Consider the following 26,125-nt stretch of genomic DNA (forward strand, 5'->3'; position numbering starts at 1 on the left):
TTATCCCAGCTTTTTGTTTTTGTTTATTTTACAGTAAGTACCGTGCCTACGCTGACATTGTCACTAGATAACCCATTTAAAGCTTTCAATTCATCGGTTGTCATATTGTGATTCAACGCAATACGATAAAGATTGTCTCCAGCTTTAACAGTGTAAGTAGAGCCAGATTGTTCTTCTTTTTTTGTTTTTTCAGTTGTTTCAGGTTGTTTTTTTTCACTTTTAGAAGTTGTTTCTGTAGTTTCTTTCTTAGGTTCTTCTTGTGTCACTTTTTTAGTTTCTTTTTTAGGTTCTGTTTGTGTATTTTCTTTATTCTTAGCTTTTTGAGTATCTTCAGCTTTTTCTGCCACTTTTGTTTCTTCTGATGCTACACTGCTTTCCTCTTTAGATTCTTCAGAAGACGCTTGGCTAGATATGTCTGATGCTGCTGAACTTATCGATTCACTACTTGCGCTACTACTTTCATTTTGAGTGATTACGATACTGTCATCAGGATCAAGTGATTGATCTGCTTTGCTTGTATTACTTGAATACCACAAATAGACACTAGTAGGTAAAATAATAAAGAGGGCCAAAAAAATGACAAGCGATGTCATAACTGGAGACACACTATTAGCGGCTTTTTTACGTTCCGTTCGAGAGTAGTTCTTGTTTACATCTTCTTCATCATCAAATTTACGCGACCATAATTCCTCTTTCTCGTGTACTTTTTTTGATTTTCTTCTCCCCATATCATACCCCTCCTTTCCGAGTTCAGCATCATTATATCACATGCTTTAGTGGTTTTCCTTAAAAATATGAAAACAAAAAGAGCGCATTAAAACTTTTTTGCCAATTTTTTGTCACTTCTTTTGCCTTTTTTTCTTTTGTCTTCATTGTTTTTTCAAAATCTGTCCAGTCAATGCTGCAAGAAGAACAACAATTTTCGGTGGTTTCCATAGCTCTTTCTCCAAAGTAATGTAATAGAAACGCTCTTTTGCAGTCTTTGGTCTCGCTATACTGTATCATATAGCTCAATTGTTCTTCTTTGATCCTTTTTCGTTCCATAACTGTTTGATAAGCAGTTTGTTGGTCTATATGCTGATCAACAAAGTAAGCAGCCATACGTTTTTGAATCTCGTTTGCATCTAGAAGCTGCATATTTTGTTTGCGGTAAGCCCAATCAATCATCTTTCTCGTCGGTAGTGATTCATCTTGAAAATACTTTTGAATAGCATAGTCGCCCGATTCATAGAACAATACAGCAATGCTTTTTTTGCCATCTCTGCCTGCTCTTCCGATTTCTTGAAGATAGTCTTCAGGACTTGCTGGTAGATGATAATGCAGGACATAACGAATATTATTCTTGTTGATGCCCATTCCAAAAGCACTTGTCGCACAAATAATATCGATGTCATCTCGAATAAATTGTTGCTGAATTTTAATTTTATCAGCTGAATCTATGTCTGAGTGATAACTCTCTGCATAAAAAGAAGTCTGTTGATTTATTTTCTCAGCCATCTCATCTGCTGCTGCTTTGCTAGAAAAGTAAATGATTCCCGGCGGTTCAAGAAATGCAACTTTTTCCAATACTTGTTCATCTTTGTTCTGGTCACAGTGGATCACATCCAATACGATATTTGGACGATCTACAGAATAAACGATTTCTTGAAAAGGCTCTTTTTCAAGGTCCAGACTAGAAAGTATTTCTTTCCTTACACGTTTCGTTGCCGTAGCTGTCAATGCCATTGTTAGCGGAGAACCGAGCTGCTTTCGAGCCCAACCTAAGTGAAGATAATCTAGTCGGAAGTCCATTCCCCATTGTGAGATACAATGCGCTTCATCCACTACAAAAAGGGCTATGTTTTGTTTTTTTAAGGCGCGCATCACTTTTTCTTGTTGAAGCATTTCAGGAGATAAATAGATAAATTTGTAAATAGAAAGATGATCTAATAAATACTTTTTCTCTTCATTAGAGAGCAGACTATTTAATGCAACTACCCTTTTTTCACCCTTTTGTTTCATTTGCTCTACTTGATCCTGCATCAAAGACAGTAAAGGAGATATCACAAGTACTTTCCCCTCTAAACAATATCCGCTCAGTTGATAGCAGATTGATTTTCCAGTCCCTGTTGGCAACATCACCAAGGTATGATCGCCGTTTAAAGCAGCTTCAATCGCTTCTTGCTGTCCTTCGCGAAACTCAGGATAGCCAAACTTCACCTGCAACAATTTTTTTAACTGTTCTTCTCTATACATGTTTCTTTAACCTCTCTATTTGAACTAAACGATACCAAAGAAATGGTAATTCTGAAAAGGATTCCTTCACTTGAGCAAAGGATAAATCTTTTTCTTTTTCTAAGATTTTATTTAGTTTCTCATATATGGATGTTGGAATATTATTTAAAAACTGTTCTTGTTCGCAAATGATCGCCAATTCGATGATATGTTCTGAAACGGTACTGTTTTTTAAATTTCTCCTAGAAGCTATTTCATCGAGCGCATAGCCTTTTTCTAAATAGTTTTTTGTTAGCTGCACACTTTTACCCAAGCCATAAGGATAAAGAGACTGTTCCTCTTGAATGATGCTGTACAGCAGAGGAAAAGTTGCGGGTCTCTTGTCTATATTGAGAAGGAAGACGTAGTAGCTGTCCAGTATTTGAAGTTCAATCTCCATCGATTCTTTTTTGCTTTGGTAAGCCAATTGGTTTCTAGTTTGTCCGACTTGAGTATGTCCAGTCATCGTCAAAACGATTTGTTGTGCACTATCCATTGCTAATTGATCTAACAGCTGACCCCATTCTTCCCCAAATGCTAGCGCCAATTCCTGTCGCTCAATGTTTTGTTTTTGAAGCCATTGTTTCACCCATAATTGAAGAAAATAATCTCTTTCGATCGGTATGTACGTTCTATTATGATAGCGTAGTTCCGAAAAGACTTGGATCAAAAATAAACTCTTTTTTTGAAAATTCATTAGGAGTTTGCCTTTTTTTAAATGTTCTAAAGCAGTTGGCTTATAGTGAGTCTTAAAATAAGCTTCAACTGCTTCTTTTCCTTCTTGTGTTAGTATCAAATCCTCTTTTTCGGAAGATGCATAAGCTACATAGTTCTTTAGGAGATATTGTTGAACGGCTTGATCATATTGTTGTTTTTCTAAAGAAGGAAACAACCCAAAAACAGGCGTCAATTGAGTTTCTAATGCTTTATACAGCATGGAAGCCGTTCTTTTGCCTTTTAAAATATAAAACAAACTCGTTGCTTTTATAGGAAGATCCTTCAGCAATGAAAGAATAAAATAATCTAAATAGGAAAGTGTCTTCACTGTTGTTCACCTTATCTTTGCTTCTTAAACATTATTTTGTCGTTTCTTCTCCTCTTTACTATACCAGAAATAGCACCTTTTCTGTTATTTTTCGTCAACATTCATAGATTTTTCAATAAAATCCAAAAGGAGCCAAGGATGAATATAGTCTCCTTGGCTCCTTTTATTAGAATCTTCCTCTTCTAACGTTGTAGAGAAATTTCTTCCGGTCGATAGGCTACTGAAATTTCTAGAAATAGGATTCTAACGGGTTTAGCATTAAAAAAATGTTTTTTTACTGATCAAGGTTATATATTGTATAACCCTTTATTATTTTTCTTAAGCTCTGCAATGGTTTGGGTTAGTTTGATTGCGTTCGATCCAAGGCTCAAGTTTGACGAATAACACAACGAATACCGTGCTGATGATCAAGCCTTTTATTAGATTAAATGGTACGATTCCAAGAATAAGATAATCGAAAATCGGGCCCACATCCAAGTTGAAAACAAGCGCATAAAGTGGCAATAGAACAAAGTAATTTAGAAGCGTTAGCACTGCTGTCAATGAGAGAGTACCTGCCAATCCTCCTAAAGCCATTTCTTTAAGGGCTGTTCCTTTTGAACGCATCACATAGTAAATCGGCAGAGCGTAGCAGATGGAAGCAATAAAGCTAGCTGTATCTCCTATTGGAAATCCGGCGTCTCCTCCTGTCTGCACATAATGCAAAATGGAGCGGACAAAAGCAACACCGATGCCGCCAGAAGGACCAAATAAAAACATACCGATCAAAATTGGCAGATCACTAAAATCAATCTTTAAAAAGGACAGCCCTGGAATGATTGGAAAAGCAAAGTTCATGATCACAGCTGCCAAAGCACCTAACATTGCAACACCTATCATTTTTTTCGTATTTCTTTTTTGCATAAAAAATCCTCCTAAAAGGATCCATCAGCAAGAGGGATTGAAGTTTATTAAAAATGCTCCGTCTGACTTTTCTCCAGAGAAAAATCAAACAGAGCATTGAATACAAAATATTCAAATAAACTCTATCTTCTTTATCCAGACTGTACTGTCGGTACTGGAATTTCACCAGTTCAGCCTCCTAAAAAATAGTCAGCTCGTGGACTTTACCACCGGTCGGGAATTGCACCCTGCCCCTGAAGACGAATCATTATTTATATTATTTTTACGTATCTATTATACAGGTAAACGAACTAAGATGCAACTACTTTTATATCTCAGTCGCGGCCTTTGTCATTAATTTGCTCATTTTCTTCAACGTAGGGCAGATGTACCCTAAAGGTAGCACCTTGCGCTTCTTTGCTTTTGATATCAACAAATCCTTCATGCGCTTCAACGATGCTTTTCACAAGAGACAATCCGATTCCGGTTCCAATTCGGTTAGAACTTTGAGTAGCTCGTGATTTGTCTGCTTTATAAAAACGGTCAAAAATATAAGGAACATCTTTTTCTGGGATCCCTGTTCCATTATCGATAATTTCAATTAAAATATCATCAACCAAATGATCGAAGTGAACCCAGACTTTTACAGATCCTTCTTCCTTTTGCCCCATTATCGTATGTCTAATCGCATTATTGATCAAATTAACAAATACTTGATCCATTTTATCTTTATCCATAAAGTAACTTGTTAAACCAGTTTCTATCTCTAAAGAAAGTGTAATGCCTCCATTGCTGGCCATTGTATGGAACCTAGAAAGCAACTGAGTAAAGAATGCTTTTAAATCAACCTCTTCTTTAAATAGTTGGATGTATCCGGCTTCCATACGCGACAAATCAAGCATCTCATTGACCATCCGATTCATTCGCTTAGATTCTTCTCCAATGATTTGTGCCATTTCATTTTTTTCATCGCGTGATTCAGCTACGTCATCCACAATTGCTTCACTATATCCTTGAATCATAACCAGAGGTGTACGCAGTTCATGAGAAATATTATTGATGAAATCTACACGCATCTTATCTAAGCGTCTTTCCTTCGTGATGTTTTGGACAGATACTAAAACACCACGAACAGAAGTCAAATCTTCATCAAATAGCGGTATTAAAGAAACTTCATAATACCAATCATCTGCTGTATATTCGAATTCAACTTTTCCCGAAATACGGATCACTTCATCAATTTTTGATTTAAGAAAATCCGGTACGTGAAGTTCGACAGCCGTTTGTTCTTTGTCTGCATGCTCCAAGAATTCCACTCCACTTGGATTAGATAGCAACAGCGTTTTATCTTGATTATAATACAGAATTCCCGTTGAAATAGAAGACACGATATTGGCTAACAATTCTTTTTCTTGCCGCGTTGCAGTACCTGTTGTTTCTAAGGATTTGGCCATTTTATTCATCGCCATTGACAACTGTGACAGTTCGTCTTTATGTTCTACCGGCGCTTGTCTTGAAAAATCATTCACCGCATAATCAAAGGCGATATCTTTCAACTCATTTAATGGTTCGCCTAATCGTTTCTTCAAAAAGAGATAGAACAAAACAGCTAATAGCCCATAAAGAACAAAAAGGCTTGCAGCCCATTTATGCATATTCCCTTGAATATCATCCAAAAAAGAAAAACCGGCAAAAGAAACAATGAATGCGTTGTCGTTTCCATCTACCTGAACGTGTTTGATGCTTAAGATATAAGGCGTTTTAGGATTTTTTTTCGTTTTGATATAACCAATATCTCGACTGTCTTTATTTGTTTCGATCGCTTGTTGAATCGCTGCAGTAATCGTATCATCGTAATCTGCTCTATTTGAAACAATTTCTTGAAGCGCTGGAGTCTGCAGCTTGTCATCGATATACAAAGCCATACTAATGTGTTTGTGGGAAGTATTCCAGTTTTGGACATACTCCCTAGAAACTTGTTCATTGCTTTCTAGTGTATTTTCCATATCTAAAATAATATCTTCATAATCACTGACATATTGCTTTTCGATTCGTTCCTGATACAGCAAGTCAAAAAAATAAGTGGTTGAGATAAAGCAGAATCCAATGAGCAACATTGAAATAAACCAAATGCGCCATATTAATCCATTAAACTTCATAAGGAATCATCCTATTTCTTGCTTTCTTCTGATTGGACGCTGAACTTGTAACCCAATCCCCACACCGTTACGATAGATTTAGCAGCTTCTTGCGATTGTTTCGCCAACTTTTCTCTTAAGCGCTTAACATGTGTATCAACGGTTCTCAGATCACCAAAGAATTCATACTTCCAAACTTCTCTCAGCAATTGCTCACGACCAAATATTTGATTTGGAGAGCGTGTTAAATAGAGAAGCAATTCGTATTCTTTTGGTGTTAAGTTCACTGTCTTTTTATCCACTAAAACAGAATGAGAGCGATTATCGATCTCGATATGTTCTGTAACGATCAAGTCAGGATCAGAAGATTCTTTTTCTTTTGCCACATGCGTTCTTTTTAACATTGCTGATACTCTTAAAACAACTTCACGCGGACTGAATGGTTTCACGATATAATCATCGGCTCCCACTTCAAAGCCTTGAATACGGTTGACTTCTTCTCCTTTAGCCGTCAACATCATGATCGGCGTCGTTTTTTCTTCTCGAAGTTTTTCAGCTACTTCAATACCATCCATTTTTGGCATCATTAAATCGAGTAAGATGAGATCATAATCATATTCTAAAGCTTTTTTCAAGGCTTCTTCTCCGTCTTCAGCTTCTGTGATCTGATAGTGTTCTCTTTCGAGATACATTTTTAGAAGCCGGCGAATCCGCTCCTCATCATCTACAACTAAAATTGATATTTCTTCATTTTCCATATTCAACATGACACCCTTTCACAAAGTGTATCCTATAATTCTTTTTTATTATACCGAACTTATCTCATGTTTATCAACATTTTGGTTTTGATTCTTCCATAAGGAAACGTTTCTTTCAAATTTGTGCCATTCCTCTTGTTTATTTTCGCCTTATATCCTTATGTAACGGACACAATAAAAAAGTTTGGAAACTGCTTCCAAACTTTTTCGGTTCTGTTCAACTTATAAAAAAAGTCTATCCTTCTTTTTTACTTAGCTCTCTAAGTTGATTGACTTCGTGATGTTTCAACTCTCGCCATTCTCCTGAATTCAATCCTTTGACGGATAGATTACCATAGGCTTCTCTTGTAAGTTTCTTCACTGGATAACCCACTGCATCAAACATTTTCTTTACTTGATGATTTCTTCCCTCATGGATGATCAGTTCGACCATTGTTGTATCTTTTTGAATATCTGTTGAGATGATTTTGGTTTTAGCAGGAGCTGTTTTTCTTTTATCGATCACAACACCTTTTTCTAATTGGCGAATAGCTTTCTTGGTAACGATCCCTTTGACCTTAGCAATATAAGTTTTCTTCACCATATTTTTTGGGTGCATCAGTTGTTGTGCAAAGTCTCCGTCATTTGTCAGAATCAAGGCACCTGTTGTATCATAGTCGAGCCGGCCGATTGGATAGATTCTCTGTTCAATCATTGGGAAAAAGTCTGTTACTACCCGTCTGCCTTTATCATCTGCAACAGCTGTGATCGTATTTCTCGGTTTATTCATTAGAAAATAAACAGGCTCTTCACGTTCTACCGGAATATCATCGACTTCTATTTTATCTGAATGAGACACTTGTTTGCCCAACTCAGTAACCGTTTCACCATTCACTTTTACTCTGCCTTCTTTGATCAACTCTTCACTTTTTCTTCGTGAAGCAACTCCTGCATGCGCCATAACTTTTTGCAAGCGTTCCATCTTATCCTCTCCTTACCTATAATTCCTCTTGTTCTTCCTCAATAGAATCAGCAAACTGTCCTTTAAAACGTTCAAAAAATAAATCTGCTTCGCTTTCTTCTTCATCTGTCTGCTCTAGGTCCTTAATATCAGGCAAATCAGATAAGGTTTTCAAACCAAAATAATCCATAAAATACTGGGTGGTTCCATACAGAATTGGTCTTCCTGGGGCTTCCATTCTTCCCTTTTCTTCTATTAATCCTCTTAAAACAAGTTTTTGCAATGATGCACCGGAATGCACACCTCTGATTTCATCTATTTCTAGTCTTGTAAGCGGCTGTTTATAGGCAATGATCGCTAAGTTTTCAAGAGCAGCTTGAGATAAACTTGTTGCAAATGGAGAGGAAGCATATTTCTTTACGATCTCAGAAAAATCTTTTTTTGTCGCCAGTTCATACTTTTCACCTGCTTCAAGCAGCATCAGACCTCTTTTAGAAGAGGCATACATTTGCTGTAAAGACATCAGTTGAGCAAATGCTGACTGTGTTGATATATCTAATAAACTAGCAATTTCTTCCAAAGTCAGGCCTTCATCGCCTGCAACAAAAAGCAAAGCTTCGATTGCTGCTTCTTCCATAGCTTTCGCTCCTATCTCTGTTTCATCATTAACGAAACGGTAATATCTGCAAAGTTTGAATGCTGATGAACGGCCACTTGTTGATCTTTCATCAATTCCAATAAAGCAATGAAAGTTGTAACACATTCTTTTTTTGATTGCACTTCAAACAAATCTGTGAATAACAGTGGCTTATTGGGCGTTAAGCGATGCAAGATGCTCTTCATTCGATCTTCCATCGTGACTTCTTCAGCTGTGATCTTGGTCTGCAACGGCACACGGTTTTTCTTTTTTCTCAACATATCCTGAAAAGCGCGTACAAGATCAATCGTATTGATCTTATCAGGTTCAAGCGGTATATCCTTTTGATAATCTTCAAGATTTGTTGGTTCTTTTGTAAAATAAAAGCTTCTTTCTTCTTCTTTTTGTTTTAAAACAGTAGCTACTTGCTTATATTTTTGATATTCCAACAACTGTTCAACTAAAGCATCACGAGGGTCTATCCCTTCTTCGTAAAATTCTTCTTCTTCATCCAACTCTGGTTTTGGTAAAAGCATTTTACTTTTGATAGCCATTAGCGTCGCTGCCATGACAAGATAGTCTCCAGCTACATCAAGTTCCAACATTTTCATCGTATGGATATAAGCAAGATATTGAGAAGTGATTTCTGCTATTGGAATATCATAGATATCCATTTCAAGATGCTGGATCAAATGCAGCAGTAAATCTAATGGTCCTTCAAAACCATCTATTTTTACTGTAATATCTGTCATGTTCTCACCTTTTTATAACTCTTCTTTATTCTTTTCTTGCTCCCATTTTGCAATAATACCAGATGTCTCTAACGTACCGATAATTTTTTGGTTTGGATAAAGTTCTTCTAGTGCATAAAGCATTTCATGGCTGATGCCTTCTTTTCTAAAAGATGGATTGATGGAAATATGACGTAGCAGTACAATTTCTTCCGATAATTCAATACCGATCACACCAATAAAATCATCTGTTTCTTCGCTGCGCCACAAATAGATTTTTCGATTTTCTTCGCTGTTATACCATTCTAATTCATCGTTTAAACGATGAATATCTTTTAGATCAGGTATCAAAGAAAGCAATCCCATCGTGATCTTCTTATAGTCTTTTTTATAGGTTTGTAACATGTTTTCCTCCCAATTCATCAATACTTACTTGGCATACAACAACTATCTGGATGTTGTAGATGCTTTTTTGATTGCTAGGAGCATACTGTCTGTTAGAGATAAGCAAGTGGAAACATTTGCTATGATCATTACTAGTATCTTTTTTGATCTTTTGACTCTATCGCAATCTTTCATTTGATGACTGTTTAGTTATTCATTGTCTTTTATTTATCATTTCTATCTTTTTGTCGTTTGATATACCTTGATTACTTTATCATAAGAAGGCCAATTACACAATACAAGCCTGCCATAAGGACGCCACAATTTTCTACTGCAAAACCTTCATTGAAAGCGTTGTGAAATTTAAAATTCCATTTTGAGCTTTCTGTTTTACAAAAATAGCCGGAGACTTGTATCGTTAACACCTCTTCATTTTCTATCCAGCAACTTTATGTATAGGTGACAGACTTTCTCTTCTACAGCAATAACAAAGACATGAAAAAGCTCTACAAATCTTAGTTGTTTGCTGCTGTAACACTATTCTCATTAAGGGTATCAAACAAAAAAGAGCCAGATTGGCTCTTTTTTGTTTGATGGTGATGCTAAATCATCTGTGTGCTCATAGCAACTTTCATTATAGCATGACCGAAATCCTCTTGTAGGATAGGACTTCAAACATCACCTATCATTCAACCATTTATCTCAGTCGATCTTTTTACATGTTCTTTAAGATGCTTTTAACAAATCTTTTGAATTCTTCTTTTACGCGCGTTGTTGTTTCCACAACTTCTTCATGGTTCAATTCTTTTTGCATACCGGCAGCCAAGTTGGTGATACAAGAAATACCTACTACTCGCAGACCAGCATGGTTAGCAACGATTACTTCAGGAACCGTTGACATCCCTACAGCATCTGCTCCCCAGTTTCTTACCATTTTGATTTCAGCAGGTGTTTCATATGTTGGTCCTGAAAATCCAATGTAGACACCTTCTTGCAGATGGATATTTTCTTCTTTTGCAACTTTTCGCACGACATCTTGATAAACCAAATCATAGGCCTGACTCATATCTGTAAATCTTGGTCCCATTTCTTCATCATTGGGTCCATAAAGAGGATTGACGCCCGTAAAATTGATTTGGTCAGTGATCATCATTAAATCACCAGGAGAAAATTGTTCATTAATGCCGCCAGCTGCATTCGTAACCATGATCGAATGAATGCCTAATGCTTTCATCACCCGAACCGGAAATGTTACTTCTCCCAATTGGTATCCTTCATAATAATGGAAACGCCCTTGCATGACCAAAACTTTTTTTTCACCTAATACACCATAAACTAATTGACCGGCATGTCCTGATACAGTTGAAACAGGAAAATGTGGAATAAGATGATAAGGAATGATTACTGGATTTTCGATCTCGTCTCCTAATTCGCCAAGACCAGATCCAAGAATCAGTCCAATCTCTGGTTGTTCAACACCTTGTTGCTGAATAAAAGATGCAGCTTCTTTAATTTGTTCATGTATTTGAGTCGTCATATTATCCTCCAAAGTTTTATTTTAAAAGATCCAAAAAGCTCTTGCCGAATCCAGTATTTGCTACTCCAAAGTTTTCAGCAATCGTTGAACCAATATCTGCATAGTGTCCTTGCGGCAATGCTCCTCTGCCTTCCATAGACGGAGAATAAGCCAGCAAAGGAACATACTCTCTAGTATGATCTGTTCCTGGAGCAGTTGGGTCATTTCCATGATCAGCTGTGATCATCAGTAAATCATTTTCTCTTAATTTACCTAGAATCTCTTCGATTCTGTTGTCAAATTCTTCAATGGCTTTGCCATATCCTTCTACATTACGACGATGTCCGAATATCGCATCGAAGTCTACTAAGTTTAAGAAACTTATTCCCGTAAAATCACGATCCATCACTTTTAATAACTGATCTACACCATCCATGTTACTCTTCGTACGAACAGAATCTGTAATCCCTTGCCCATTGAAAATATCATTGATCTTTCCAATAGCGATCACGTCTTTTCCGCCTTCACTTAAGTAATTCAGATCAGTTTTACCGAAGGGGTCAAGTGCGTAATCGTGTCGATTGCTTGTACGTGTAAAGTTTCCTGGCGTTCCTATATATGGACGAGCAATGATACGCCCGATCATATATGGATCATCTTTTGTGATTTCTCTGACATAAGAACAGATACTATAAAGCTCTTCTAAAGGGATAATGTCTTCATGAGCTGCAATTTGCAAGACAGGATCAGCTGAAGTATATACAATCAAATCACCGGTTTTCATTTGGTGTTCTCCGTATTCATCAATGATAGCTGTACCGCTGGCTGGTTTATTTGCCACGACTTTGCGACCTGTATGCTCTTCGATTTTTTTGATCAGCTCCTCTGGAAATCCATTTGGAAAAACGCGAAAGGGTGTCTGGATATTCAATCCCATGATTTCCCAGTGGCCAGTCATCGTGTCTTTACCGACAGAGACTTCTTCCAGTTTTGTATAGTATCCTTTGCTTTCAGGATCTTCTTTCACGCCTTTGAGCGGACGAATATTCCCAAGGCCTAGTTTTTCTAGGTGAGGAATATTTAATCCTGCTTTTTCAGCGATATGTCCTAAGGTATCAGCACCAGTGTCATTAAATTTAGCTGAATCAGGTGCTTCTCCGATCCCTACAGAGTCCATAACAATTAAGTGAACGCGATTGTACTTCATTTGCTCTCCTCCTTGATGGTGATATTTGCTTCTCTATTATCTCATAAAATCTTCTTGATTTCTATTATGCTCTTGGATGGTATTGATGATAAACTTTTGCCATTCTTTGTTTTGTAATATGCGTATAAATTTGGGTCGTTGAAATGTCAGCATGTCCAAGCAATTCTTGAACGATTCGCAGATCTGCTCCATTTTCTAACAAATGAGTTGCAAATGAATGTCTCAACGTATGAGGTGTGACCTCTTTTTTGATTCCAGCCTTTTGTACCAGCCCTTTTAAATTTTTCCAGATTCCTTGGCGCGTGAGTTTCTTTCCATGATGATTTAAAAAAAGATAAGGAGATCTTTTATCAGGCTTTTCAAGTTTTGTGCGACTGTATCTCAAATATTTTTCGACCCATTCAATGGCCATATCTCCTAAAGGAATAATTCGCTCTTTGTCTCCTTTTCCAATCGTTTGAATCAAACCTAAAGACAAATGAAGATCCGTGAGTTTCAGTTCAACCAATTCAGACACCCTTAAACCAGTAGCGTACATCACTTCTAAAATCGCCCGATCCCTCAGACCTAAAACCTCATTTTCATTAGGTGTCATAATAAGTGTCTCTACTTCTTTTAATGACAAAATTTTAGGAAGAGATTGTGCTTTTTTAGGCGTATCAATATATAACATCGGATCATTTTGAGCTAGTTGTTCTTGCTTTAAAAACTGGTGAAACCTTCTTAAGCTAGATACCATTCGAATAACAGTAGCAGAAGACTTTTTTTCTTCCTTTAAATATTGTAAAAAAGATAGAATCGTATAACGATCAATTTGTTCCCAATTGGTTAGCTGATTCTTTTCTAAAAAAAGATGATATTGTTTAAGATCCCGCTGATAGCTTTCAATGGTATTTTCAGATAGACCACGTTCGATTCTCAAAAAGCGGACATACTCTTCGATGTCTTCTTTCATGAAAAAATCTCCTTCTATTTGCTGATTCGCCTTTCTTCATCACAAGTCTTTAGTAGACTCCTGCTTAATCTTATTACTGATCTTCGTGTTTATTTGATACTAGATAGGTTCTGCCATCTTTTTGTATCACTTTTCTTTGCTTCATCAAATTCCCAAGTGCTCGTTTGAATTGACCTTTGCTGATGCCGAAGTATTCTTTGATTGATTCTGGAGAGCTTTTATCGGTATAAGAAAAACTCTGATCTTTTGATCTTTCTAATACGGTCAGCAGCATAGCCGCATCTTCTGAAATGACTTCATGTGCTCTTGGTTTCAATGAGATGTTGAGCATCCCTCTTTCGCCTATCCCAATGACTCTGCCAGTAACACGCTCACCCAATCGAGGTTCGTTGTCCCGCTCAGATGGATGAATAAAACCTAACAGATAATCATCGGTCAACACGTGTGTCCCCATTAACTTAGTCCGGTAAACGACTCCTTTAATGTCCTTATTGAGCATTTCTTCAGAAGGTTTTCTAGAAATAGATTGAAAAACAAGATCATCTGCCAGCACTCCCCACATCCGATCCTTTTCATCTACTTTCATGCTGAGCATCAATGTATCTCCTTTTTTTGGCCAAAGATGTTTTTCACTCGGCAAGTCGTCTAATGAAACAACCAATTCTTTATCAGGAAGTCCAATTGCTACAAAAACGCCTAAATCTTTACGCACTTCTACGACTTCACCAAAAGCGTAATGACCAATACGTACTTTTGGAATATGTGTTGTTAAAATGAGCAATTTATTTTGCGAGATATATGCAAAACCTTTCGCGGTGTCTCCTAATTGAAGACTTTCGACTTCTTCTTTGGCTAACTGGTAGGTTAGACCTTCTTTTTGAACAAAATAAGCTTTTTCATTTTCGTCAGTAACAATTCCCGTAATCACTTGTCCTAAAGCATGATTCATTTTTTTCACCCTTTTTTATTTAGTTTACCATAATAATATTATGTCATTCAAATACTGTCTTGTTTCATTTTTTATTAACAAGCATCACTCTGTCTATTTAAAGATTTCTCTCAATCAATCGCATATGATTCGTTTCCAGTTGGTTTTCTTATACACTACAACGAAATCTTTGTGAAAAAAATAAATGGAGCCAGGTTCCCCCAGCTCCACTCATTTGACACTAGTCTTTGGCCGCAATGGATTAGATAGCAGCAGTTGCTCCGCGATAAATAATACCACGACGAGAATCAACTGTGATCAATTCATTGTTTTCAATTAATTCAGTTGCTTTTTCAGCCCCAACGATTACAGGAATGCCCATAGCAATTCCGATAACAGCTGCATGACTTGTTAAACCGCCTTGTTCAACAACAACAGCTGCTGATTTTTCGATGGCTGGCAAGTAATCTTTGTCAGTTGACTTAACCACTAACACGCCGCCTTCTACAGCATTTTTGTTAGCTTCTTCTGCGCTTGTTGCCACAATGGCTTTACCGATAACTGATTCAGATCCAACACCTTGTCCATTAACAAGCTTAGAACCGATCATTTGAATTTTCATTAAGTTCGTTGTTCCACGTTCGCCTACAGGAACACCAGCTGTAATGATGATAAGATCGCCTTCTTTAGCAAATCCTTCTTCTTGAGAGATCTTAGTTGCAAGGTTGAACATGTCATCTGTTGATTCTGGTTTTTCAGAAACAGTAGCATAAACGCCCCATGTCAAAGCTAAGCCGCGTTGTGTACGTTCTGAGAAAGTAACAGCAACGATATCAGATTTAGGACGGTACTTAGAAATCATTTGAGCTGTATGACCTGACTCTGTAGCGGCTACAATTGTATTGATGCCCAAGTTGCGTGCAGTATGACCTACAGATTGTCCAATAGCTTCTGTCATATCTCCTTGATCGAATAGTTTCAATGCAAAAGCATCTTGACCAATCAAAGCTTCTTCTGTCCGTTTTGCAATGTTTGCCATTGTTTGAACAGCTTCGATTGGGTAATCCCCAGCAGCTGTTTCACCGGATAACATAATAGCATCTGTTCCATCAAAAATAGCATTGGCAACGTCACTAGCTTCTGCACGTGTTGGACGCGGATTCACTTGCATAGAATCTAACATTTGTGTAGCAGTAATAACTGGCAATCCTAATCTGTTACATTTTGCAATCATTTCTTTTTGAACGATTGGAACTTCTTCAGTTGGGATTTCAACACCTAAGTCGCCACGTGCAACCATCAAACCTTGAGAAACTTTCAAAATTTCATCGATGTTGTCTACGCCTTCTTGGTTTTCAATTTTTGGAATAATTTTAACATGTGTCATGTTTACTTCTTCCAAAATTTTAGTGATTTCTAAAACGTCACTTGGTCGGCGTACAAAACTTGCAGCGATAAAGTCGATATCATTTTCTAAACCAAAACGAATATCTGCTTCATCTTTTTCTGTGATACCAGGTAATTGAACAGATACGCCTGGTACGTTAACACCTTTTTTATTCTTAAGGACGCCCGCATTCTTAACAGATGTCACGATTTCTCCGTTTTCCTTGTCAATATCGGTTACAAGCAGATCAATCAATCCATCATCTAACAAGATATGAGCTCCAGGTTCTACATCATTGATTAATTCTGGGTAAGTAACTGAAAATTTTTCTTTCGTTCCTTCTACTTCTTCCATTGCTACACGAACGACATCGCCAATTTGAAATTGAACTTTTCCATCTTTCATGTTATGTGTACGAATTTCAGGACCTTTTGTATCTAAAAGAATTGCTACCATTTTTCCTGTGATTTTAGATGCTTCACGAATGTTTTTAATACGATTGCCGTGTTCTTCAAAGTCTCCATGTGAAAAATTCAAACGAGCCACGTTCATTCCAGCTTCTATCATTTTGACTAATGAGTCAACAGATTCACTTGCTGGTCCTATGGTACATACAATTTTAGTTTTTTTCATATCTTTACTACCCCTAACATTTTTTAGTATGAAATTTCTTTGTTCAATTGGTATAAGGATACATCAGGCATATGTTTTTTCTTGCCAAGAGTCTCAATAATATCGTTTGCCACGATTTGATTATTGACAAGACCCAGACACAAACCGCCTTTTTCATCTTTCAGCATATCAACAGCTGTAGCACCAAATTTACTTGCCAATACACGGTCACGAGCTGTTGGAGAACCGCCACGTTGAACGTGCCCTAATACAGTTACACGTTGGTGAAAATCGCCGTATTCATAAAGTTTATCAGCAAATTCGTTTCCTTTCATCACACCTTCAGCTAGAACGATGATGGTATGTTTCTTTCCTCTTTCGCGACCTTTTCTGATTTCTTCAGCAACTTCTGACATGTCAAACTCTTTTTCAGGAATAATGATTTGTTCTGCGCCGCCTGCAACACCTGCCCATAAAGCAATATCTCCCGCATTACGTCCCATAACTTCTACGATAAAGGTCCGAACGTGACTTGTTGCAGTATCCCGTATTTTATCTAATGAGTCTAACACAGTATTGATTGCTGTATCAAAGCCGATACAGAAGTCCGTTCCCGCAATATCATTATCGATCGTTCCAGGTAAGCCGATCGTTGGGTAACCATGTTTCGTCAACGCCAAAGCACCACGGTAAGAACCGTCTCCACCAATTACAACCAGACCTTCGATACCGAATTTTTTCAGTTGTTCAATTCCCTTCAACTGTCCTTCTTCTGTTGCAAATTCAGGGTATCTAGCCGAGTATAAGAAGGTTCCGCCTCTAGAAATCAGATCTCCGACATCTCTGCGATGCATTTTACGAATGTCTCCGGCTACCAGACCTGCATATCCATAATTGATACCGTAGACTTCCATTCCTTCATACAGCCCTTTACGGACAACAGCACGAACAGCTGCATTCATTCCAGGAGCGTCTCCCCCGCTTGTCAAAACAGCAATACGCTTCATAATGTACACTCACCTCATAAAAAAATTAATGTATTCTGCATGAAAAGATTGATATGTATCTGCATATCCTTCTGTTTTCATGGATCATACACCCACAACGTCATTCTACCATTTTTAAAAGCAATTGTCTTAAGAAATAGGAATTTATGTGAAAAAACTATTTTTCATTATATTTATGATGATACAAAAATCGCATTACCTTTTCCAAGTATTTGCTCAACCGATTCTTTCAAGGTCTGTTCATTTGAAACCCAGAATGATTCTGACAGCATAATGGTTTTATTTTCCTTTTCATAATAAAGAATAACAGGAATCGTTCCTTTATAAGACTGCAGCAGTTGTTTTATTTGATTGAGTTTATCAGATCGATGTTGTTCATCCGTTATACGAATAAAGAACTTCCCTTTGTCAAAAGATGTTGCCAATTTTTCAGCAGGTTCCATTTGGTAAACAAGCAGCTGTATTTCCTGTTCTGCTTTCTTTTCTGCCTTTCCCTCAATAAATAGAAGGTTTCCTTCCACAGTCTCTTGAACGTAACGACGATAGACTTTAGGAAAAAGCGTGACCGAACAACTGCCAGATAGATCACTGACTTCCATAAATGCCATCGGTTCCCCTTTTTTTGTTGTGATCTTTTTGACAGATTTAACTAAACCAATGATTTTTTCTGTTTTTCCAGGCAACAAGTCTTTGATCAATGTACCTTGTTTCATTTTTAGGATAGATTCATACTTTTCTGCAGGATGACCCGACAAGTAAATGCCTAAGTATTTTTCTTCTGCTTCTAGTTTTTCTTCGATCGTTAAATCAGGTCCTTCAATATATTTTGGCTGCAAGATCTCAAAAAGTTCAATATTATTGCCGCTTAATGTCACACTGGAAATCATACTTTCAAGTGAGCGCAGCAATGTACCAATAGACTGATCAAAAGCATTAAATGCTCCTGCATAAATCAATGGTCGTAAATAGTCTTCTTTTAGCCATTTTGTATCTAATCTTCTTAAAAAATGGATGAAGTCTTTGTATTGCCCATCTTTCTTACGATTCTGAATAATTTCAGCAATCATATCTCTTCGCAACCCTTTGATGGAACTGAATCCAAATAAAATGCCGTTTTCTTTTTGAGTAAAGAAAGCTTGGCTTTGGTTAATGTCTGGCGGATAGACTGAAATTTTTTTGCTGCGCGCTTCAAACAAATAGTCCTTTAATTTTTCAGATTGATGGGCAGCGGAATTTAATAGGGCGATAAAGAAGGCTTGCGGATAATGAGCTTTCAAGTAGGCCATCTGATAAGCTATAAACGAATAGGCTACAGCGTGTGAACGGTTAAAGCCGTAATTAGCAAAGTGTTCGATATAGTCATAAACCTTCTGAGCATCTTCTTCTTGATAGCCGTTTTGTACAGCACCTGTAATAAAATGTGTTCTTTCACGATCTATCATTTCTTTTTTCTTTTTACCAATGGCTCTTCTAAGAATGTCAGCTTGCCCTAGTGTATAACCGGCCATCTTTGAAGCGACTTGCATGACTTGTTCTTGATAGACCATGACACCATACGTCACTTCTAATATCTCCTTCAAACTTTGATGAGGATATTCGATTGGAGCCAAACCTTTCTTTCTTTGAATAAATGGGTTGATTTGTTCCATCGGTCCTGGACGATACAAAGCGTTGACAGCCGCAACATCTTCAATAGATTCTGGCTGCAGGCGTTGAAGAACATGTTTGATGCCCGTTGATTCAAACTGAAAGATGCCTACTGTATCGGCTGCTTTAAACACCTCTAACGTTTGTTCATCGTTCATAGGAATATCTTGTAATTGAAGTGCTTTTCCCGTTTCATAACGAATAACTTTTAAGGCATTGTCTAAAATAGACAAATTTTTCAGCCCTAAGAAATCCATCTTTAATAATCCTATTTCTTCCACGTTTCCCATCGCATACTGCGTTAAGAGAATTTGCCCACTTCCTTTTTGGACAGGAATGTTTTGTGTTAATGGCTGGTCACTAATCACAACGCCAGCCGCATGTGTTGAAATGTGCCGCGGCAATCCTTCAATTTTTTTTGCTGAATCAAACAACAGCTGATGGCGTCTGTCTTTTCTAACGAGCTGTTGTAAAGCTTTAGAAGAATGATAAGCCTTTTCTAATGTCATGCCTAATTGATTAGGGATCGCTTTTGACCATTGTCCTGCTTCCTGCTGAGTTAGTCCAAAAACACGTGCTGTGTCTCGGATAGCCATTTTAGCAGCCAGTGTTCCAAATGTAATGATTTGAGCGACATGTGTAAAACCATATTTTTCTTTAACATAGGTCAGCATTTCTTCTCGACGATTATCAGGAAAATCTAAGTCGATATCCGGCATATTATACCGTTCTTCATTTAAAAAACGCTCAAAAAGAAGATCATATTGAATCGGATCGACATCGGTTATTTTTAATACAAAGGCAACCAAAGAACCGGCTGCTGATCCCCTTCCTGCTCCTGTCACAATATTTGCCTGATGAGCGTAAGCCATCAAATCCCAAACAATCAAGAAATAATCTTCAAATCCCATTTTTTTGATGACGTCTAATTCATGAGATAATCTCTCAGTATAACGTTCATCTGCATCTGGAACTCTTTCTTCCAGCCCCCTCATACATAACGCTTTTAAAAATGATGTTGTTTGCAGCCCTTCTGCTAAAGGATACTTAGGCAGCAATTGTTGATGTAAAGCAATCTCAATATTGATTTGCTGGGCAATTTTTTCTGTTTGTTCAGCTGCTGAATGATATCCCGCTGCTTGATAATGTTGAATCATAGTTTGCGGCTCACTCAAATCATGGGTTCCTTTATTTTCTACTTCTTCGCTATCCAATTGGGTTCCTTTGTCAATCGCTCTTAAGACTTGCCAAGTAAAAGCATCTTGCTCATTCTCATACTGAACATCATTTACAGCTGTGAGCAAAATATCCTCAGTTTCTGCAAGAGATTCCAATGACGACTGGATCGAAATCAATTCTGAATGAAGCTGAAGTCCTAAGTAAAAGTTATTTTTTGTAAAACAATTCTTCCAAAAATGAGCAACTTCTTTCGCTTTCTGATTTTCTTCTTGTAAAAGAAAATGTTCAATTTCTCCGTCTCTTCCTGGAGTGATCGCGATTAAGTCATCTGTATAATCATACAATTCTTCTGGAGAAAATACTTGTTCGACTAAAGTCATTTTTTTGGAAGACAATTGGATCAAGTCTTGATAGCCTTTATTGTTTTTTGCTAACAAAACTAATGGAAAGGTTTGTTCTTTTGACAAAACGCCTTGTATCTCTAACGTTAAGCCAATAATAGGCTGCAGATGATTTTTTTTACACAACTTGTAAAAGTCAACTGCTCCATAGAGCACATTTGTATCAGTAAGCGCTACAGCTGAATAGCCTCTTTCCTTAGCCGAGTGGACTAATGCTTCAATTGATAACGTACTATTTAACAAAGAATAAGCACTGCTGACTTGCAACTGAACAAATGACATGATCGTTTTCCTCCCTTTATTCCTTCCTCTCATTATACCTTTTTGAAAACCAAAACATCAAGATGGTGATGTGCTTTATCAAAACTTATTGATAAAGCAATAGGATCATCTTTCTGCTAAACGTTTTTATTTTCTTTTTAAAAAAATCGACTGTTTTTATCTTGCTCACTGATCTACGAAGTCTTCTTTTTTGCTTCCTTTTTCTTTACTTCAAGAAAAAAAGTGTTAGAATGGAATCGAAGGAAGGTGTTTGTGTAATGAAGTATTTAATGACCTTGTTCTGGGGATTTCTTATCGGCCAAGCGGTTAACTATATCGGAAGTTCACTGACAGGCGGTATGTATAACTTTTTCATTGCAACAATCATTGGTTTAGTAGGAGCAGTAATCGTTATCTTAATCGGTTTAGTCGTTCCTAAAAACGACAAAACAACCGCTCACTAAACATTCAGTTAAAGAATCATACAAGCAAAGAAAGAGGAGACGAGCTACTAACATCCCGTCTCCTCTTTCTTTGCTTTTTTATAGGTTCTACAATATTTAATATGTTCTCATGACTTTCCATCAGTAGCCCATCGATCGGAGGAAATTTCTTTACCAACGTTTAAAGAGAAAAGACCTTTTTATACAGTATCTATTCTACCGTTTGATCCTCGATCTTTAAATCTAATTGATCGTTTTGGACAGTTAATAAAACAGCGGATTGCGGTACGATTTTTCCAGCAATGATCGCTTTTGCAATTGGTGTTTCTACATTTTTAGTGATAAACCGTTGCAATGGCCGTGCACCATACGTTGGATCATACGCATGTTCAGCTATCCAAGCTTTGGCTTCTGATCCGATTTCTAAATGGATCTCATCTTGCGCTAACCGCTGATTCAAATCATTGATCATTTTAAGAACGATTTTTTCTACAACACCAAAGGTCAACGGTCTAAATAAGATCGTGTCATCGATCCGGTTCAAAAACTCTGGCTTAAAGGTTGCTTTTAATAGTTGTTGAACTTGTTCTTGCGCATCCTGAGAAATCTCACCTTTTTCATTAGTCCCTTCAATAAGCAGCTGAGAGCCTAAGTTGCTTGTCATGATTAACACGGTATTTTTAAAATCAACTACTCTGCCTTTTGAATCTGTTAGACGTCCATCATCTAACACTTGCAGCAAGATATTGAAAACATCAGGATGGGCTTTTTCGATCTCATCTAAAAGAATGATCGTATACGGATTGCGTCTAACTGCTTCTGTTAATTGTCCGCCCTCTTCGTAGCCGACATAGCCTGGAGGAGCCCCCACCAAACGAGAAACAGTGTGTTTTTCCATATATTCACTCATATCGATCCGCACCATATGTTCTTGTGAATCAAATAACTGGTCTGCCAACGTTTTAGCCAATTCCGTTTTCCCTACACCTGTTGGTCCCAAGAATAAGAAAGAGCCTAATGGGCGATCAGGGTTTTGGATCCCAGCCCGCGAGCGAATGATCGCATCTGTTACCGCTTCTACAGCCTCATTTTGCCCAATCACTCTTGTTTCAATGCTCGAAGCTAAGTTTAATAATTTTTCTCTTTCGCCTTCGACCAATTTGCTAACTGGAATGCCCGTCATTCGTCCCACAACTAGTGCAATCTCATCTTCAGTTACCGATTCTTGGACAAGACGAGCAGAAGTCGTCTGATGTTGTTTTTGTTCTTGTTCTAAGTCTTGTAATTCTTTTTCTAAAGCAGGAATTTTTCCGTGACGCAGAACAGCTGCTGTTTCCAGGTCGTAGTTTCCTTCTGCTTCTTCCAAGTCATGACGCGCTTTATCCAATTCTTCTCGCTTATCTCTGAGTTGAGAAACTTCACTTTTTTCAGTTTCCCACTTCATTTTAAGTGTATTAGCTTTTTCACGCATCTCTGCCAATTCTTCTTGCAAACGTTCTAAGCGCCGTTTACTTGCTTCGTCTTTTTCTTTCTTCAAAGAAGCTTCTTCTATTTCGAGCTGCATCAACTGACGGGTTACTTGATCTAGCTCAGTCGGCATAGAGTTGACTTCGACTCGAATGGTCGCACAAGCTTCATCTACTAAATCGATGGCTTTATCCGGCAAATAACGATCCGTAATATAGCGATTAGAAAGCACTGCTGCTGCAACTAGTGCATTATCATGAATATTCACACTGTGATAGATTTCAAATCGATCCTTTAATCCACGTAAAATACTGATCGTTTCTTCTACTGTCGGCTCATTGACCAACACTTTTTGAAAACGTCTTTCCAACGCTTTATCGGTTTCCATATATTGACGGTATTCATCTAGTGTCGTAGCGCCAATACAATGCAGCTCTCCTCTCGCCAACATAGGTTTCAACAGATTTCCAGCGTCCATACTGCCCTCTGTTTTACCTGCACCTACGATCGTATGGATCTCATCAATAAAAAGAATGATTTGTCCATCACTTTTTTTCACTTCTTTTAAAACAGCTTTTAGACGCTCTTCAAATTCTCCACGATATTTCGCACCGGCAATCAGAGCTCCCATATCGAGGGAAAAAATGGTTTTATCTTTTAAATTTTCCGGCACATCTTTTCTAACGATCCGTTGTGCCAAACCTTCGATGATGGCGGTTTTTCCGACACCGGGTTCACCGATCAAAACAGGATTATTTTTAGTTTTTCGTGACAAGATTCGAATAACATCGCGAATTTCATCATCTCTGCCAATAATAGGGTCCTGTTTCCCGCTTTTTACAGCTTGCACAAGATCCGTTCCATATTTTTTTAATGCTTCGTATTGTTCTTCTTGGTTTTGTGAAGTCACACGTTCTCCCCCTCTTAACGTTTTGATTTGTTCGGTCAAGGTTGCTTCTGTTAACCCTTGTTGATGCAAATATAAGGTTAAGGGATAATTCTTTAATTTCATCAAAGCCAATACAACGATTTCAGTTGATGTAAACTCATCTTGAAAAGCTTCACGTAATTGATCGGCTTCTAAAAATAAGTGATACAAATTTTGGCTCATTGTTTGACCATACTGCACATTTGTTCCTGAAACCGTAGCTAGTTTGTCTAACTCTTGGTCTACTTCATTTTCAAGTTGGTTTGTATTCAAACCTGCTTTTTGATAAAGATTACGCGCAAAATGGTGAGGTGTTAAGAAAACTTTCCATAAATGCGGAATATCGATTTCTTGATGTTGCCTCGTTATGGCGATTTGTTGTGCTTCGCCTAATGCTTCTTGCATCGTCGAAGTCATTTTATTGATATCCAATTGCTTCACCACTTTCATTTCCTATTCAATGTCTTTATTATACCCCTTTGGTCAATATTGGTCAAACGATTTGCAAAAAAAACAGGATCCGCTTCGTTGGCTTCATCCCGTCTTCATTCATGATTTCTTCATCTTTCTTAGAGGATTATGAGCAGCATATATGGTGAAACAATTTTGGTCAACGAATCCCTAAAGCGATACGAGCATATCGACTCATTTTTGAAGTGTCCCATGCCGGATACCAGACGAGTTTTACTTCTGTTTCGGTGATTGCTGGCACATCTTCCATAGCTTTTAAAATTTCTTCATGGATCACATCAAACAAAGGACAACCCATTGTTGTGAGCGTCATACTGATCACACACCGGCCGTTTTCAAACAGCGCGATATCATAGATCAAACCTAAATTTACAATATCGATTCCTAATTCTGGATCAATCACTTGCTCAAGAGCAGTAAAAATTTGCTTTTCTAGCAGTTCTTTTTCTTCTTCTGTCCAATCATTCGAATGTGCAGTCATTTTCATTCTCCTTTTTATAAAACTTTTTCAAAGAAAGAGGCCATTTCAACTGAAACAGTGTAAGGAACTTTATGGATTCCTCCTTTAGTTGTTTGAAATTGGAGGTTTTTGGCATAAGGTTCATCTTTTACTTTTTCATAAAAATCAGCCGTCAGTTTATAGGGAACAAGGTCATCGTTTGTTCCGTGCCAGAAGTAGATTGGACGTTCTGCAATTTTTTCAGGTTGAAGATTTAGGGCGATTTTTTTTAAGGGCGCCGTCATTTCATCAAATGCTTCTTGGTCGAAAGGAACGTCCATTCCTTCAGCCCATTTTGATTGAAGCAGCCATTTTGAAAACAAAACCGGGGATGGACTGCCCATTAATACCGCAGCTGCTTTGATCCAAGGGAATTGAGTCAAGGCTGCACAAGTGGTGATGCCACCCATTGAAAGGCCTGCTACACCTATTCGATCTTCATCGATCAATCCTTTTTGCTGGTAATAGTCAATCATACTTTCCATTTCTTGAAGATTATGTACGACGACACGCCAAAAATCCATATTTTCTTGTGTTGCTGAACTGGATGGCTTTCTTTCCCCATGTAAGTCAGCTTCTGGCAATAATGCGCGAAAACCATTTTTTGCTAATTCATAACCATTTACCATTGCGCTCTCTTTTTGGCTTGTCCAGCCGTGATAAAAAATCACTGTAGGAAGTGCTTGGTTCTCTTGTTCAGCCGGAAAGATTTCTAACACGGGCAAACCTTGAATGCTGACATTCTTGACTGAGATCATCTTTATTCCCTCTTTTTATATTTTTTTATATTTATCTATGGTAATCTATTCATATACTTTATGAACCAATCCTAACATATTAAGAAAAAATAACAAAGAAAAGTTATGTTTCAATGTTGAATTGGAGGAGAAGCTCAGTTGTAAAGTCAAATGCATAAATTTTTATAAAAACCTTGGTAGACAATGGATTTACTAAAAAGTCAGTGTTATCAAGGGATGGGGCGACCTTTTTTTTTAGTCTTATGCCCATTCCATTTTTTTGGCTTATTGTTGGTACGTCTTTTAGTGTGTCTTGCAATAAGCTGTGTCAAGAGGAAGAGCAGAGCGGCTCTTGACACAGCTTGCGGCAAGACGCTATCCTTTTGACGCAACAAGAAGCTCGTTAAGCTGCGACTATTCTATCTATTTCAGATGCTAAACATTCTGTTGGTGTAGCATAATCTAAGATTCGACGTGGACGTTCGTTGATTGCGTCTGTATAAAGCTGGAGCTCTTGATATCTTAAGTTTCTTAGTGAATGGCCTTTAGGAACAAATTCGCGAAGCAGACCGTTATGTCGTTCATTCGTCCCTTTTTCCCAGGAAGCGAAAGCATGAGCGAAGAAAACTTCTACAGAAGAGGTTTGTTCTTCGATCTGGGAGAGCAAGGCGAATTCAGAACCGTTATCAGTAGTCAGAGATTTAAACTGCTC

Annotated in this window: 22 protein-coding genes and 1 riboswitch; of the genes, 1 reads left to right on the forward strand and 21 read right to left on the reverse strand. The window is 37.6% G+C overall.

Going from position 1 to position 26,125, the window contains the following annotated elements; translation table 11 throughout:
- Positions 1 to 23: 23 nt before the first annotated feature.
- The 17 genes from BM057_RS07075 to dnaE all read right to left on the reverse strand — a co-directional run bounded on the left by BM057_RS07075 (position 24) and on the right by dnaE (position 20,889).
- A complete protein-coding gene (locus BM057_RS07075) occupies positions 24 to 728 on the reverse strand; it encodes a LysM peptidoglycan-binding domain-containing protein (RefSeq protein WP_092092479.1) in 705 nt (234 codons plus the stop codon).
- Positions 729 to 786: 58 nt separating this feature from the next.
- Positions 787 to 2,235 (reverse strand): RecQ family ATP-dependent DNA helicase, encoded by a 1,449-nt coding sequence (locus BM057_RS07080; RefSeq protein WP_047391521.1) that lies wholly within the window; start codon positions 2,233 to 2,235, stop codon positions 787 to 789.
- Positions 2,228 to 3,298 (reverse strand): helix-turn-helix domain-containing protein, encoded by a 1,071-nt coding sequence (locus BM057_RS07085; RefSeq protein WP_092092481.1) that lies wholly within the window; start codon positions 3,296 to 3,298, stop codon positions 2,228 to 2,230. Before BM057_RS07085 ends, BM057_RS07080 begins: the two co-directional genes overlap by 8 nt.
- A gap of 318 nt (positions 3,299 to 3,616) precedes the next feature.
- The gene (locus BM057_RS07090) at positions 3,617 to 4,201 is read right to left on the reverse strand and encodes an ECF transporter S component (protein WP_092092483.1); all 585 of its coding nucleotides are present in this window, start codon (positions 4,199 to 4,201) and stop codon (positions 3,617 to 3,619) included.
- 120 nt (positions 4,202 to 4,321) lie between these two features.
- A riboswitch (FMN riboswitch) is annotated at positions 4,322 to 4,446 on the reverse strand.
- A 69-nt stretch (positions 4,447 to 4,515) separates the two neighbouring features.
- Complete coding sequence (locus tag BM057_RS07095) at positions 4,516 to 6,339, reverse strand: sensor histidine kinase (protein WP_245741868.1); 1,824 nt, start codon at positions 6,337 to 6,339, stop codon at positions 4,516 to 4,518.
- Between the two features lie 11 nt (positions 6,340 to 6,350).
- Positions 6,351 to 7,076 (reverse strand): response regulator transcription factor, encoded by a 726-nt coding sequence (locus tag BM057_RS07100; protein WP_047391510.1) that lies wholly within the window; start codon positions 7,074 to 7,076, stop codon positions 6,351 to 6,353.
- A gap of 235 nt (positions 7,077 to 7,311) precedes the next feature.
- Complete coding sequence (locus tag BM057_RS07105; protein ID WP_092092485.1) at positions 7,312 to 8,037, reverse strand: pseudouridine synthase; 726 nt, start codon at positions 8,035 to 8,037, stop codon at positions 7,312 to 7,314.
- A 16-nt stretch (positions 8,038 to 8,053) separates the two neighbouring features.
- The gene (gene scpB / locus BM057_RS07110; protein WP_047391504.1) at positions 8,054 to 8,653 is read right to left on the reverse strand and encodes an SMC-Scp complex subunit ScpB; all 600 of its coding nucleotides are present in this window, start codon (positions 8,651 to 8,653) and stop codon (positions 8,054 to 8,056) included.
- A gap of 11 nt (positions 8,654 to 8,664) precedes the next feature.
- Positions 8,665 to 9,405, reverse strand: coding sequence for a segregation/condensation protein A (locus BM057_RS07115; RefSeq protein WP_047391501.1), 741 nt, complete (start codon positions 9,403 to 9,405; stop codon positions 8,665 to 8,667).
- 12 nt (positions 9,406 to 9,417) lie between these two features.
- Positions 9,418 to 9,789: a GNAT family N-acetyltransferase gene (locus BM057_RS07120; protein ID WP_047391499.1), complete on the reverse strand. Its 372-nt coding sequence runs from the start codon at positions 9,787 to 9,789 to the stop codon at positions 9,418 to 9,420.
- Positions 9,790 to 10,483: 694 nt separating this feature from the next.
- Positions 10,484 to 11,305 (reverse strand): purine-nucleoside phosphorylase, encoded by an 822-nt coding sequence (locus tag BM057_RS07125; RefSeq protein ID WP_092092487.1) that lies wholly within the window; start codon positions 11,303 to 11,305, stop codon positions 10,484 to 10,486.
- Between the two features lie 16 nt (positions 11,306 to 11,321).
- Positions 11,322 to 12,491, reverse strand: coding sequence for a phosphopentomutase (gene deoB / locus BM057_RS07130; protein WP_092092489.1), 1,170 nt, complete (start codon positions 12,489 to 12,491; stop codon positions 11,322 to 11,324).
- Positions 12,492 to 12,555: 64 nt separating this feature from the next.
- A complete protein-coding gene (xerD, locus tag BM057_RS07135) occupies positions 12,556 to 13,446 on the reverse strand; it encodes a site-specific tyrosine recombinase XerD (RefSeq protein ID WP_047391490.1) in 891 nt (296 codons plus the stop codon).
- A 73-nt stretch (positions 13,447 to 13,519) separates the two neighbouring features.
- Positions 13,520 to 14,395: a CvfB family protein gene (locus BM057_RS07140; protein WP_092092492.1), complete on the reverse strand. Its 876-nt coding sequence runs from the start codon at positions 14,393 to 14,395 to the stop codon at positions 13,520 to 13,522.
- Positions 14,396 to 14,636: 241 nt separating this feature from the next.
- Positions 14,637 to 16,394: a pyruvate kinase gene (pyk, locus tag BM057_RS07145; RefSeq protein WP_092092495.1), complete on the reverse strand. Its 1,758-nt coding sequence runs from the start codon at positions 16,392 to 16,394 to the stop codon at positions 14,637 to 14,639.
- Between the two features lie 23 nt (positions 16,395 to 16,417).
- Complete coding sequence (gene pfkA, locus BM057_RS07150; RefSeq protein WP_047391481.1) at positions 16,418 to 17,380, reverse strand: 6-phosphofructokinase; 963 nt, start codon at positions 17,378 to 17,380, stop codon at positions 16,418 to 16,420.
- 173 nt (positions 17,381 to 17,553) lie between these two features.
- Entirely contained in the window at positions 17,554 to 20,889 is a 3,336-nt protein-coding gene (dnaE, locus tag BM057_RS07155) for a DNA polymerase III subunit alpha (protein ID WP_092092498.1), read from the reverse strand.
- Between the two features lie 257 nt (positions 20,890 to 21,146).
- Between dnaE and BM057_RS07160 the strand changes: the two genes are divergently transcribed.
- Positions 21,147 to 21,332, forward strand: a complete 186-nt coding sequence (locus tag BM057_RS07160; protein WP_047391479.1) for a YjzD family protein — start codon at positions 21,147 to 21,149, stop codon at positions 21,330 to 21,332.
- A gap of 190 nt (positions 21,333 to 21,522) precedes the next feature.
- Here BM057_RS07160 and clpB read toward each other — a convergent pair whose 3' ends face one another.
- The 4 genes from clpB to BM057_RS07180 all read right to left on the reverse strand — a co-directional run.
- Positions 21,523 to 24,138 (reverse strand): ATP-dependent chaperone ClpB, encoded by a 2,616-nt coding sequence (gene clpB / locus BM057_RS07165; RefSeq protein ID WP_047391718.1) that lies wholly within the window; start codon positions 24,136 to 24,138, stop codon positions 21,523 to 21,525.
- Between the two features lie 178 nt (positions 24,139 to 24,316).
- On the reverse strand, positions 24,317 to 24,658 hold the full coding sequence (locus BM057_RS07170) for a metal-sulfur cluster assembly factor (protein WP_047391478.1): 342 nt from the start codon (positions 24,656 to 24,658) through the stop codon (positions 24,317 to 24,319).
- Between the two features lie 14 nt (positions 24,659 to 24,672).
- Entirely contained in the window at positions 24,673 to 25,434 is a 762-nt protein-coding gene (locus tag BM057_RS07175; RefSeq protein ID WP_092092501.1) for a prolyl oligopeptidase family serine peptidase, read from the reverse strand.
- A 382-nt stretch (positions 25,435 to 25,816) separates the two neighbouring features.
- Positions 25,817 to 26,125, reverse strand: a 309-nt coding sequence (locus BM057_RS07180) for an IS30 family transposase (protein WP_143074490.1), incomplete at its 5' end; no start/stop codon positions are given.

The sequence above is a fragment of the Pisciglobus halotolerans genome (genome assembly GCF_900113675.1).
GTDB classification, from domain to species: Bacteria; Bacillota; Bacilli; order Lactobacillales; family Carnobacteriaceae; genus Pisciglobus; species Pisciglobus halotolerans.